Source organism: Pseudomonas sp. P5_A2_2 (assembly GCF_054177685.1).
Genome location: NZ_JBGCUL010000115.1, coordinates 1 through 12,123, shown reverse-complemented (window position 1 = coordinate 12,123; position 12,123 = coordinate 1). Strand labels below are relative to the sequence as shown.

10 protein-coding genes and 1 pseudogene are annotated in these 12,123 nt (G+C 60.2%); 5 read left to right on the top strand and 6 right to left on the bottom strand.

What is annotated here, in order from left to right:
- Positions 1-124: 124 nt before the first annotated feature.
- A complete protein-coding gene (locus ACXRVY_RS10560; RefSeq protein ID WP_007954750.1) occupies positions 125-334 on the bottom strand; it encodes a cold shock domain-containing protein in 210 nt (69 codons plus the stop codon).
- Between the two features lie 236 nt (positions 335-570).
- On the opposite strand from ACXRVY_RS10560, the gene plsB reads away from it, so the two are divergent.
- The 3 genes from plsB to ACXRVY_RS10545 are packed head-to-tail and all read left to right on the top strand — an operon-like array spanning position 571 to position 4,241.
- A complete protein-coding gene (plsB, locus tag ACXRVY_RS10555) occupies positions 571-3,075 on the top strand; it encodes a glycerol-3-phosphate 1-O-acyltransferase PlsB (RefSeq protein ID WP_223458352.1) in 2,505 nt (834 codons plus the stop codon).
- A 51-nt stretch (positions 3,076-3,126) separates the two neighbouring features.
- The gene (locus tag ACXRVY_RS10550) at positions 3,127-3,525 is read left to right on the top strand and encodes a YbaY family lipoprotein (RefSeq protein WP_223458350.1); all 399 of its coding nucleotides are present in this window, start codon (positions 3,127-3,129) and stop codon (positions 3,523-3,525) included.
- 26 nt (positions 3,526-3,551) lie between these two features.
- Positions 3,552-4,241, top strand: coding sequence for a DUF4197 domain-containing protein (locus ACXRVY_RS10545; protein WP_223458348.1), 690 nt, complete (start codon positions 3,552-3,554; stop codon positions 4,239-4,241).
- A 68-nt stretch (positions 4,242-4,309) separates the two neighbouring features.
- Here the strand turns inward: ACXRVY_RS10545 and ACXRVY_RS10540 are convergent, their stop codons facing one another.
- The 3 genes and pseudogenes from ACXRVY_RS10540 to ACXRVY_RS10530 all read right to left on the bottom strand — a co-directional run bounded on the left by ACXRVY_RS10540 (position 4,310) and on the right by ACXRVY_RS10530 (position 9,206).
- Complete coding sequence (locus tag ACXRVY_RS10540; protein ID WP_223458345.1) at positions 4,310-4,591, bottom strand: DUF6124 family protein; 282 nt, start codon at positions 4,589-4,591, stop codon at positions 4,310-4,312.
- A 494-nt stretch (positions 4,592-5,085) separates the two neighbouring features.
- Entirely contained in the window at positions 5,086-8,151 is a 3,066-nt protein-coding gene (locus tag ACXRVY_RS10535) for an efflux RND transporter permease subunit (RefSeq protein ID WP_458237358.1), read from the bottom strand.
- Between the two features lie 6 nt (positions 8,152-8,157).
- A pseudogene (locus ACXRVY_RS10530) lies at positions 8,158-9,206 on the bottom strand (efflux RND transporter periplasmic adaptor subunit).
- 93 nt (positions 9,207-9,299) lie between these two features.
- On the opposite strand from ACXRVY_RS10530, the gene ACXRVY_RS10525 reads away from it, so the two are divergent.
- Positions 9,300-9,944 (top strand): TetR/AcrR family transcriptional regulator, encoded by a 645-nt coding sequence (locus tag ACXRVY_RS10525; RefSeq protein WP_223458338.1) that lies wholly within the window; start codon positions 9,300-9,302, stop codon positions 9,942-9,944.
- Positions 9,945-10,061: 117 nt separating this feature from the next.
- Here ACXRVY_RS10525 and ACXRVY_RS10520 read toward each other — a convergent pair whose 3' ends face one another.
- The gene (locus ACXRVY_RS10520) at positions 10,062-10,844 is read right to left on the bottom strand and encodes a class I SAM-dependent methyltransferase (protein WP_263289623.1); all 783 of its coding nucleotides are present in this window, start codon (positions 10,842-10,844) and stop codon (positions 10,062-10,064) included.
- A 93-nt stretch (positions 10,845-10,937) separates the two neighbouring features.
- Here ACXRVY_RS10520 and ACXRVY_RS10515 point away from each other — a divergent pair, with 93 nt between their 5' ends.
- Complete coding sequence (locus ACXRVY_RS10515) at positions 10,938-11,558, top strand: energy transducer TonB (protein ID WP_223458337.1); 621 nt, start codon at positions 10,938-10,940, stop codon at positions 11,556-11,558.
- 3 nt (positions 11,559-11,561) lie between these two features.
- Here the strand turns inward: ACXRVY_RS10515 and ACXRVY_RS10510 are convergent.
- A partial coding sequence (locus ACXRVY_RS10510) for an isocitrate lyase/phosphoenolpyruvate mutase family protein (protein ID WP_458237357.1) occupies positions 11,562-12,123 on the bottom strand: 562 nt, incomplete at its 5' end.

The following is a 12,123-nucleotide window of genomic DNA, read 5'->3' as shown; positions in this document are numbered from 1 at the left end:
CAAACCTGTGGGAGCGAGCTTGCTCGCGATAGCGGACTTACATTCAACATCTACGTTGGCTGAAAGGACCTCATCGCGAGCAAGCTCGCTCCCACAGTGTTTTTGGGTGTTCTGAAGATTTTGGTTACAGACCTACAACATCCTCAGCCTGCAACCCCTTCTGCCCTTCCACCACCGCGTATTCAACCTGCTGGCCTTCGGTCAGCGAACGGTGCCCTTCGCCGCGAATCGCGCGGTAGTGCACGAACACGTCCACCCCGTCCTCGCGCTGAATGAAGCCGTAGCCCTTGGCGTCGTTGAACCACTTCACATTGCCGGTTTCGCGTGTTGCCATTTGTTCATACTCCCTTTTTATTATTGATCGGGCTTTTCGCAGGAAAGCCTCGGGAACGTCAGCCTGCGCATACCGGTCCCATGAGGGCAACGGCGACAGAGCGCCGAGTATATGACAGACGTTAAAACTCTCAACAGGAGTTTACTTCGCCGCTTTTTTGCCGATTTTAAGCGAATCCGGCACACTATCGCCCTCCCGAGCAAACGCTTGGTTTTATTCACTCACGCAGAAGCCGTATGACCCGCTCCCCGTTCCGCCGTCTTGTGTTTGGCACCCTGCGCCGACTGTTGTACCTCTGGGTTCGCTCGGAGACGATCAACCAGTCGTCGCTCACCCTCAACCTCGACCGCAGTCGTCCGGTGTTCTACGTCCTGCAAAACCCTTCGCTGACCGACCTCGCCGTGGTCGACACCGAGTGCAGCAAGGCTGGCCTGCCACGTCCGGTGCTGCCGGTGTCGGTGGATAACCTGCTGGAGCCTGCCGCGTTCTTCTACCTGACACCGGAACCGGACTGGCTCGGCCGCCAGGACAAGCGCGGCGCGCCGCCGACCCTGACCCGCCTGGTCAGCGCCCTGAGCCAGAACGCCGCCGAAGATGCGCAGATCATCCCGGTCAGCGTGTTCTGGGGCCAGTCGCCAGACAGCGAAAACAGCCCATGGAAACTCCTGTTCGCCGATAGCTGGGCGGTCACCGGGCGCTTGCGCCGATTGCTGAGCGTCATCGTGCTGGGACGCAAGACCCGCGTGCAGTTCTCCGCGCCGATCCACCTGCGCGAACTGATCGAGCACAACAAGGGCCACGAGCGCACCGTGCGCATGGCTCAGCGGATCCTGCGGGTGCACTTCCGCAACCTGAAGGCGGCGGTGATCGGCCCGGACATTTCCCACCGCCGTAATCTGGTCAAAGGCCTGCTCAACGAGCCACAGGTCAAACAAGCGATCCTCGACGAAACCGAACGCGAGAACATTTCACCGGAGAAGGCCAAAGCTCAAGCGCTACGCTACGGCAACGAAATCGCCTCGGACTACACCTACACTGCGATCCGTTTTATGGAAGTGGTGCTGAGCTGGTTCTGGAACAAGATCTACGACGGTATCAAGGTCAACCACATCGAGGGCGTGCAGAAGGTCGCCCAGGGTCACGAAGTGATCTACGTGCCGTGCCACCGCAGCCACATCGACTACCTGCTGCTGTCATACCTGCTGTTCCGCAACGGCCTGACCCCGCCGCACATTGCCGCCGGCATCAACCTGAACATGCCGGTGATTGGCGGCCTGCTGCGTCGCGGCGGTGCGTTTTTCATGCGCCGCACCTTCAAGGGCAACCCGCTGTACACCTCGGTGTTCAACGAATACCTGCACACCCTGTTCACCAAGGGCTTCCCGGTGGAGTACTTCGTCGAGGGCGGCCGTTCGCGCACCGGGCGCATGCTGCAACCGAAGACCGGGATGCTGGCGATCACCCTGCGCAGCTTCCTGCGTTCGTCGCGCATGCCCATCGTCTTCGTGCCGGTCTACATCGGCTACGAGCGCGTGCTGGAAGGCCGGACCTACCTCGGCGAGTTGCGCGGTGCGGCCAAGAAAAAAGAATCGATCTTCGATATTTTCAAAGTCATCGGCGCACTCAAGCAGCGCTTCGGCCAGGTGGCGGTGAACTTCGGCGAGCCGATCAAGCTGGCGGAATTCCTCGACGGCGAACAGCCGGACTGGCGCCAACAGGAACTCGGCCCGCAGTTCAGACCCGCCTGGCTCAACGAAACCACCAATCGTCTCGGCGAGAAAGTCGCCCGGCATCTGAACGAAGCGGCAGCGATCAACCCGGTCAACCTGGTGGCACTGGCGCTGCTGTCGACCACCCGACTGGCGCTGGATGATCGGGCCATGGCGCGGGTGCTGGACCTGTACCTGGCGCTGCTGCGCAAGGTCCCGTATTCGCCRCACACCACCTTGCCGGAAGGCGATGGCCGGGCGCTGATCGAGCATGTGAAGGACATGGACCTGCTCTCGGAGCAGAGCGATGCGCTGGGCAAGATCCTGTATCTGGACGAGCAGAACGCCGTCCTGATGACCTACTACCGCAACAACGTGCTGCACATCTTCGCCCTGCCGGCGCTGCTGGCGAGCTTCTTCCAGAGCGCCTCGCGCATGAGCCGCGAACAGATCCTGCGCTATACCCGCGCGTTGTATCCCTACCTGCAAGCGGAACTGTTCATTCGCTGGTCGCTGGACGAACTGGATGCGGTGATCGATCAATGGCTGGAAGCCTTCGTCGAACAAGGCCTGCTGCGTTTCGAGAACAACGTGTTCCTGCGTCCGGCTCCAAGCTCGCGGCATTTCGTGCTGCTGACCTTACTGTCGAAAAGCATCGCCCAGACGTTGCAGCGCTTCTACATGACCGTGTCCCTGCTGCTCAACAGCGGCCAGAACAGCATCAGCGCCGAAGAACTGGAGGACCTGTGCACGGTCATGGCCCAGCGCCTGTCGATCCTGCATGGCCTGAACGCCCCGGAATTCTTCGACAAGAGCCTGTTTCGCCACTTCATCCAGACCATGCTCGACCTCGATGTGCTCAAGCGCGATGAAGCGGGCAAGCTGAGCTACCACGAACTGCTCGGTGAACTGGCCGAAGGCGCGGCCAAGCGGGTGTTGCCGGCGGAGATTCGTTTGTCGATCCGTCAGGTGGCGTTGCATCGCAGTGAAGATGCGGCGGATCAACCCGCACCACCGGTCGAAACCGTCTAGATTGATCAGGGCGCCAGTCAGTTCTGGTGCCCTCGATACGGAGATCTTTCAATGAAAAAACTGCCCCTGATCGCAGCCGCCTTGCTGTTGACTGCCTGCCAGCATCCGACACCGGCGCCCAAGGCATCCCTCGATGGTGAAGTCTTCTACCTGCAACGCAGCGCACTGCCACCGAACGCGGTCCTCAGCGTCAGCCTGCAAGACATCTCACTGGCCGACGCCCCGGCAAAGGTCATCGACGAGCAACGCGGCCCGGTCAAAGGCCAGGTGCCGCTGCCCTTCCATCTCAGCTACGACCCGCTGACGGTAGAGTCCAATCACCGTTACTCGGTGAATGCACGCATTGAAGTCGACGGCAAACTGCTGTTCATCACCACCGAAAATCACGCCGTGCGCCTGGACGGCTCCGATCCCAAACCCGTGAAGGTCCGTGTCGACGCGGCCCGCTGAGTGTTTTTTTGAAAAAGGAAGTTGCCATGCTCCGCCCTACCCTCCGTTTTGCCGGCCTGTGCGCAGGTTTAATGTTCTGCGCCAGCGCGATGGCGCTGTCCCTCACCGACCTGTCGCAAAAAGACGCCACCGGCGGGCTCAAGGACGCACTGACCCAAGGCGCGCAACTGGCCGTCAAACAACTCGGCACCCCGGGGGGCTTCAGCAACAACCCCGACGTGAAAATCGAACTGCCGGGCAAGCTGGGCAAAGTCGCCAGCAAAATGAAACAGTTCGGCATGGGTGATCAGGTCGATGAGCTGGAAGCCAGCATGAACAAAGCGGCCGAAACCGCCGTCACCCAGGCCCAGCCCATCCTCGTCGATGCCGTGAAGAAAATGACCGTGGAAGATGCCAAGGGTATCCTCAGCGGTGGCAACGACTCGGCTACCCAATACCTGAACAAGACCAGTCGCGAACAGATTCGCGCCAAGTTCCTGCCCATCGTCAAGCAAGCCACCGACAAGGTTGGCCTGGCCCAGCAGTACAATTCCTTCGCCGGACAAGCGGCGACAATGGGTGTAGTGGATGCGAAGAATGCCAACGTCGAAAACTACGTCACCGAGCAAGCGTTGAATGGCTTGTTCGAGATGATTGGCAAACAGGAAGAAACCATCCGCCAGAACCCGGCGGCTGCGGCGACCAGTTTGGCGAAGAAGGTGTTTGGAACCTTGTAATTTTTAGCTGGCGACAACACCAGAAAAGCCCGCTGAACCTTGTGAAGGTCAGCGGGCTTTTTCGTTCTCTATTGCTGCGGGTCAAGGTGATCCAGCACCTCGCTCACCGATAGCTGTGCAAGTACAATCATCTGCTGAATACCGAGCACCAGATTGCACGTCGGGCCAATCAGGTTGGATGACAACTCGGTCGCCATCACGTTGGCTGAGGCGAGGGTTTCGTAGGCGTGGACCAGCAGGGTTTCGGAATTAATGCCTGGGCGGATAGTGAAAATTGGACAGGGGCGACTTGAAGTGCCGATATGTTCTTCGGGCTCTGAAGCCGGGGGGTTGGGACTGTGTTTGACCATTGTGAAACTCCTAACGAAAATTGGAGCAGCCAGCATCACTTGCAGATGATGGGTGGCAGCTGTGTGCAGGTCTGCAAGACCGAGTCGTTAGGCAACCTCGGCAGACCCGAAGATCTCCCGCACACAGCCACCATAAATCGGTGGTCGCTAAAAAGCGCCACGATTATAGGTGCGCTTATGGGCGCCTAACAAACTATTGGCGGGCTTGCAGTCCCGGTCGCTGAATTGGCAGCGACGGTCAAAGGCTAAAGACCGTGCTTCCGACGGGCAACCTGAAAGTCTTGTGGGAATGGTCTGAATGTTTGATCAGGCGATAAACACTTTTGACTGATAAGCCGTCATCGCGAGCAGGCTCGCTCCTACAATTGGATCGGGTACATCTGTGAGGGATTGGTCGGCTGGCAGGCCGCCATCGCAGGCAAGCCAGCTCCCACAATTTGACCGAGTACATCCGAGAGAGACAGATCGGCTGGCAGGCCGCCATGCTCAAACCCTCAAACCGACTCTTTGCGAACCCGAAACCAGGCAGCATAAAGGGCAGGCAAAAACAGCAGCGTCAACGCCGTCGCCACAATCAACCCCCCCATGATCGCCACCGCCATCGGCCCGAAAAACACACTGCGCGACAACGGAATCATCGCCAAAACGGCGGCAAGTGCCGTCAACACAATCGGCCGAAACCGCCGCACCGTAGCCTCGATAATCGCCTGCCAAGGCTTAAGCCCCGCAGCAATATCCTGCTCGATCTGGTCCACCAGAATCACCGAGTTACGCATGATCATCCCGGACAACGCGATGGTCCCCAGCATGGCCACGAAACCGAACGGCTGGCGGAACACCAACAGAAACAGCGTCACCCCGATCAACCCCAGCGGCGCCGTCAGAAACACCATCGCCGTACGCGAAAAACTTCGCAGTTGCAGCATCAGCAAGGTCAACACCACCACGATGAACAACGGCACCCCGGCCTTCACCGAATTTTGTCCGCGCGCGGAGTCTTCCACCGTGCCGCCGACATCCAGCAAGTAGCCGTCCGGCAATTCAGCGCGAATCGGATCGAGGGTCGGCATGATTTGCTGCACCAGCGTCGCCGGTTGCTCCTTGTCATAGATGTCGGCGCGTACCGTCACATTGGGCAGGCGATTGCGGTGCCAGATGACGCCCTCTTCGAAGCCGTACTCCAGGGTCGCGATCTGCGACAGCGCGACGCTGCGACCGTTATCGGTCGGTACCGCCAGGCTCGGCAGCAATGACAACTCGGTGCGCTCATGCAAGGTGCCGCGCAACAGGATCTCGATCAACTCGTTGTCTTCGCGGTACTGGCTGACACTGGAACCGGTCAGGGAGCTTTGCAGGAACCTCGACAGGTTCGCCGTGCTCACGCCCAGCGCCCGCGCACGGTCCTGATCGATGTTCAGGTACACCACCTTGCTCGGTTCTTCCCAGTCCAGGTGGACGTTGACCACATGCGGGTTCTCGCGAACCTTGGCCGCGACTTTACGTGCCAGCGCCCGCACCTCCTCGATGTGCTCCCCGGTCACGCGGAACTGTACCGGATAGCCAACTGGCGGACCGTTTTCCAGACGCRTGACCCGCGAGCGCAGGGCCGGGAATTGCTCGTTGAGGGTTGAGATCAACCAGGTGCGCAGGGTTTCCCGCTCTTCAATGGTTTTCGCCAGGACAACAAACTGGGCGAAGCTCGCCGCCGGCAGTTGCTGATCCAGCGGCAGGTAGAAACGTGGCGAACCGGTGCCGACGTAGGCCACGTAATTGTCGATCCCGGTATTGTCCTTGAGCAGCGCTTCGAGGCGTTTGACCTCGTCGGCGGTGTTGCTCAGCGAAGCGCCTTCGGCCAGTTTCAGGTCGATCATCAACTCCAGGCGACCCGATGCCGGGAAGAACTGCTGCGGCACAAACTTGAACAATACGATGGAGGCGATGAACAACACCACGGTCGCCGTGATCACGGTTTTACGCCAGCGCACGCACCACTCCACCAGACGCCGGACGCGCTGATAGAACGGTGTGCCATACGGATCGGGTTGGCCGGCGCCATGCTTGGCTGCATGGATTTTCGCCAGGTCTGGCAGGAGTTTTTCCCCCAGATACGGCACGAAGACCACCGCGGCCACCCACGACGCCAACAGCGCGATGGTGACCACCTCGAAGATCGATCGGGTGTATTCGCCCGTGCCCGATTGCGCCGTGGCGATCGGCAGGAAGCCGGCCGCGGTGATCAGCGTACCGGTGAGCATCGGGAACGCGGTGCTGGTCCAGGCATAACTCGCCGCTTTGACCCGGTCGAAGCCCTGCTCCATTTTGATCGCCATCATTTCCACGGCGATGATCGCGTCGTCCACCAGCAAACCCAGGGCCAGTACCAAAGCGCCGAGAGAAATCTTGTGCAGGCCGATGCCGAGGTAATACATGCAGGCAAAAGTCATCGCCAGCACCAGCGGAATCGCCAGGGCCACCACCATGCCGGTGCGTACGCCCAGGGAGAAGAAGCTCACCAGCAACACAATGGCCAGCGCCTCRACCAGCACTTGCACGAACTCGCCAACACCGGTTTTCACCGCAGCCGGTTGGTCGGAGACTTTGCGCAGTTCCATACCGGTCGGGAGGTTTTTCTGGATGCGGGCGAACTCGACTTCCAGCGCCTTGCCCAGCACCAGAATGTCACCGCCGTCCTTCATCGCCACCGCCAGGCCGATGGCGTCTTGCGCCATGAAGCGCATGCGCGGCGCCGGTGGATCGTTGAAACCACGGCGCACGTCGGCCACGTCGGAGATGCGGAAGGTGCGATCACCGACGCGGATCGGAAAGCTCTTGATCTCGTCGACCGTCTGAAAATTCCCCGTTACCCGTAGCTGCAATCGCTCGCTGCTGGTCTCGAAGAAACCTGCCGTGGACACCGCGTTCTGTTCTTCAAGGGCTTGCTGGACAGCCGCCAGCGGCAAGCCGAGGGTGGCGAGTTTGACGTTGGAGAGTTCGATCCAGATTTTCTCGTCCTGCAAGCCCAGCAGTTCGACCTTGCCCACATCCTTGACCCGTTGCAGCTGGATCTGGATGCGGTCGGCGTAATCCTTGAGCACGGCGTAGTCGAAACCGTCACCGGTCAGGGCGTAGATATTGCCGAAAGTGGTGCCGAACTCATCGTTGAAAAACGGCCCCTGAATCCCCGGCGGCAGGGTATGACGGATGTCGCTGACTTTCTTGCGCACCTGATACCAGAGCTCCGGGATCTCCACCGAGTGCATGGAGTCGCGGGCGATGAAGGTCACCTGGGATTCACCGGGGCGGGAGAACGACACGATGCGCTCATACTCGCCGGTTTCCATCAGTTTCTTTTCGATACGTTCGGTGACCTGGCGCGAGACTTCCTCGGCGGTCGCTCCCGGCCAGTTGGTGCGAATCACCATGGCCTTGAAGGTGAACGGCGGGTCCTCACTCTGGCCGAGCTTGGTGTAGGAAAGTGCGCCGACAATGGCCAGTAACAGCATCAGGAACAGTACGATCTGGCGATTACGCAGCGCCCATTCGGAAACGTTGAAGCGCATCGGGGCTTACTCCTTGTCCGCCAGATTGACCACGCGATTGGAGCGGTCCACCGGGCGCACCTGCTGCCCTTCGAGAAGCACATGGACACCGGCGGCCACCACCCAGTCGCTGGCGTTGAGCCCTTCAAGTACCGGTACGGTTTTTTCGCCAAAGGCACCGATTCGCACCGGGGTTCTCTTCAAGGTGTTGTTGGCGCTGACGACCCAGACATAGGTCACGCCGTTTTCCGCCGTCAGCGCAGACAGCGGAACGGACAGTGGGACCACGTCGGCGGCCTGCACGAACACTCGGGCGCTCTGGCCCAGCTCGACAGGAACCTTGCCGGAACTGAAGGCAATGCGGGCCGCGAAGGTGCGGGATTTTGGATCAGCCGACGGCGACAGCTCACGGATACGCCCTTCAAATCGCTGATCGGGTTGAGTCCAGAGTTCCACCGACACCGGCTCACCGACCTTGAAGCGACCGAAATTCTGCTCTGGCAGGCTGATCAAGACTTCACGCTCGCCATCGGTAGCCAGTGTGAACACCGTTTGCCCGGCGGCCACGACTTGCCCGACTTCCACCAGACGCTTGGCCACGACACCGTCCTGCGGCGCACGCAACACGGCATAACTGGCCTGGTTATTGGAAACGTTGAATTCGGCTTTGATTTGCTTGAGGCGCGCTTCGCCGGAGCGGTAGAGGTTTTCGGCGTTGTCGTACTGCGAGCGGCTGACCAGCTGGCGTTCCATCAGGGTCTTGTAGCGATCACGCTCGGAACGCACCAGATTCAGATTGGCTTCGGCGGCGGCGACCTGGGCGCGAGTGGCCTCCAGTTGCAGGCGCACATCCTGGGGGTCGAGCTCCGCCAAGGGTTGATCGGCCTTGACCCGCTGCCCCTCCTCGACCAGTCGTCGGCTGACTTTGCCGCCGATACGGAACGCCAGGTCCGGCTCATAACGCGCGCGAACTTCACCGGGATAGCTTTCCATCGACTGCGCCGAAGGCTCTGGCACGCAGACAATAAAAAAGCCAGGGTGATTGGCAACGCGAGGGGCAAGGCATAGCGGAACATGGTGAAGGACCTTTCGCTAATGGTGCTTTGAATAATTATACTGAGCAGTATGTTATTAATAGCAAACTCACCAGTCCAGTAATAAAAACGAATATGCCAAACAATCTTTCAGCACCCAGTGGCCCAGGCAGACCCAAGGATTTGGTCAAGCGCCAGGCGATTCTCGATGCGGCCAAAGCGCTGTTTCTGAGTAAGGGTTATGCCAATACCAGCATGGATGCCGTCGCAGCCGAGGCCGGTGTGTCAAAGCTGACGGTCTACAGCCACTTCAACGACAAGGAGACGCTGTTCTCCGCCGCCGTGATGGCCAAGTGCGAGGAGCAGTTACCACCGCTGTTTTTCGAATTGCCGGAAGGCGCGGCGGTGGAAACCGTGCTGCTGAACATCGCGCGCGGTTTTCATCAACTGATCAACAGTGATGAATCAGTGAACCTGCACCGCTTGATGATGACCCTGGGCAGCCAGGACCCAAAGCTGTCGCAGATATTCTTCGAAGCCGGGCCGGAGCGCATGCTGCATGGCATGGAACGCCTGCTGAGCAAGATCGATGAAAGCGGTGTGCTGCGCATCGACAAGCCGCACAACGCGGCCGAGCACTTCTTCTGCCTGCTCAAGGGCGCCGGGAATTTCCGCTTGCTGTATGGCTGCGGCGAGCCGCCGGTTGGCGAGGCGGCGGAGAGCCATGTGCGGGAAGTGGTGGGGTTGTTTATGCGGGCTTATCGGCCTGAGCATGCCTGATGGATTTGCAGTGTCCGGGCTAAAGCTATCGCGAGCAGGCTCGCTCCTACACTGGCTCTATGCAACACCATAGATCCCTGTAGGAGCGAGCCTGCTCGCGATTGKGGCGACTCGGTCCTACGGCTTGAGCGCCTTCTTCGGATAAATGTCATACCGACTGGACTTGCCATCCAGCGCATGGCTCGGCTTCGGCCCGTCGATGCACGGTGCCTTGCGCGGGCGCTTGACCACCACCCGGTGGCTGGCCAGGGCCAAGGCGGCTTCGAGCAATGCCGGCGCATCCGGGTCATCGCCCACCAGCGGCCGGAACAGGCGCATTTCCTTCTTCACCAGCGCAGTTTTCTCACGATGCGGGAACATCGGGTCGAGATAGATCACCTGCGGCGGCTCGCCTTCCCAGTTACGCATCACCTCGATCGAATTGCCCTTGAGCAAGTGCATGCGCGCCACGATCGGCGCCACGTCGAAATCTTCCGCGCCACGGGCCAGACCGTCTTCCAGCAAGGCACCAATCAGCGGCTGACGCTCGATCAGGCTCATCTCGCAACCGAGGCTGGCCAGCACGAACGCGTCTTTACCCAGCCCCGCCGTGGCATCCAGCACCCGCGGACGCACGCCTTGAGCGATGCCAACAGCCTTGGCGATCATCTGCCCGCTGCCGCCGCCGTACAACCGGCGATGGGCCGCACCGCCCTCGACGAAGTCCACCCGCACCGGGCCTGGCGCATCCGGCCCCAGCTGTTGCAACTGCAAACCCTGATCGCCCACCTGCAAGGCGAATTCGCCGTCCACCACTTGCATCGGCAAGCCCAGGCGCTCGGCCCATTGCTCGGCTTGTGGCTCAAAAGCCGCGTCCAGGGCCTGGACATGGATGCGGCAGGCCGCAGGTTGATCAATCATCGGAAAACACGCTCAAAAAATTAATGATCGGCAAAAACGGCCGATAACAAAACTATCGAGCATTTTGCCAGAGCTGAGCGTCGACCGAGAGAAATGTCAGACATTCAACCCACATTCACAGGTTTTATCTCGCCCTACGGCGACTACAACCTGCGAAACACCCAGGCACTGAGCGGCGTCAGCCACATCTGGCAGGATTTCTTTGCCCGGGCGCTGGCTGAACAGTCGGGTGAAGTGCTGCCGCAATCGCTGAACTTTCCACCGGTCGATCTCGAAAGCCCTGTCGAGCCGACCGTCGGCAGCGAGCTGCTGGAGCACATCCTGTCCCAGCGCGAATGCGAGGTGAAAGACAATGTAATCCGCCCGCCCGAGCCACTGTTCCTGCCGATTGCCGAATTCGAAATGGACCTGGCAGACAAACCACGTCCACCGTTCCCGACGGATGAAATCGTCGCCCAGCAAAAACAGCAGGACTTCGAAAGCGGCTGGGTTCGCCCGATCGTGCTGAAAGCCGGTCAGCCGGTATACGAAGCAGGCCCTGCCCCGCAACCGCGTCCGCTGCACTTGCCTATTGCCAAATTCGAACTCGACCTGCTCGACAAGCCGTTCCCGCCGTTCTCGCCGCAAGAACTGATGGAGCAGCAGAAACAACTCGATTTCGATAATGGCTGGGCCCGCCCGATCATCTTGCAGAACCTGCGTATCGCCGCCTGACCTTCAGCCTTTGAAGAATTGATTGGCCTTCTGGTACGGCATCGACCGGGAGGTGAAACCGAACGTGCCTGACGTCTGGATTTCTTCGGCGGCGCGAAAGAATTCGCCATAGGCCGCCAGTGCCAGCGCCGAACCGACGCTGATGCGCTTGACGCCCATCTCACCCAACTGCGCGACCGTCAGCTTCAAGCCCCCCGACATCAACACATTCACCGGTTTGGGCGCCATGGCGCGCACCACCGCCAACACATCCTCGGCGCTGCGCAGGCCCGGCGCGTAGAGCACGTCGGCACCGGCCTCGGCGAATGCCTGCAAGCGGCGGATGGTGTCGGCCAGATCGGGATTGCCGTGCAGGAAGTTTTCCGCCCGGGCAGTCAACGTAAAGTGGAACGGCAAACTGCGAGCGGCAGCCACAGCGGCCTCGATTCGCGCCACGGCGTGTTCGAAACAGTAGATCGGGCCTTCTTCGCGGCCGGTGGCATCTTCGATCGAACCACCGACGGCACCGGCCCCTGCTGCGCGCAAGATGCTTTTCGCGCAGTCGGCCGGGTTGTCGGCACAGCCG

Excerpts from the sequence above, each read along its gene's own strand:
- ACXRVY_RS10560 (WP_007954750.1), bottom strand. The coding sequence starts at position 334 with ATGGCAACACGCGAAACCGGCAATGTGAAGTGGTTCAACGACGCCAAG.
- ACXRVY_RS10515 (WP_223458337.1), top strand. The coding sequence starts at position 10,938 with ATGTCAGACATTCAACCCACATTCACAGGTTTTATCTCGCCCTACGGC.
- ACXRVY_RS10545 (WP_223458348.1), top strand. The coding sequence starts at position 3,552 with ATGCTCCGCCCTACCCTCCGTTTTGCCGGCCTGTGCGCAGGTTTAATG.
- ACXRVY_RS10550 (WP_223458350.1), top strand. The coding sequence starts at position 3,127 with ATGAAAAAACTGCCCCTGATCGCAGCCGCCTTGCTGTTGACTGCCTGC.
- ACXRVY_RS10540 (WP_223458345.1), bottom strand. The coding sequence starts at position 4,591 with ATGGTCAAACACAGTCCCAACCCCCCGGCTTCAGAGCCCGAAGAACAT.
- ACXRVY_RS10525 (WP_223458338.1), top strand. The coding sequence starts at position 9,300 with ATGCCAAACAATCTTTCAGCACCCAGTGGCCCAGGCAGACCCAAGGAT.
- ACXRVY_RS10520 (WP_263289623.1), bottom strand. The coding sequence starts at position 10,844 with ATGATTGATCAACCTGCGGCCTGCCGCATCCATGTCCAGGCCCTGGAC.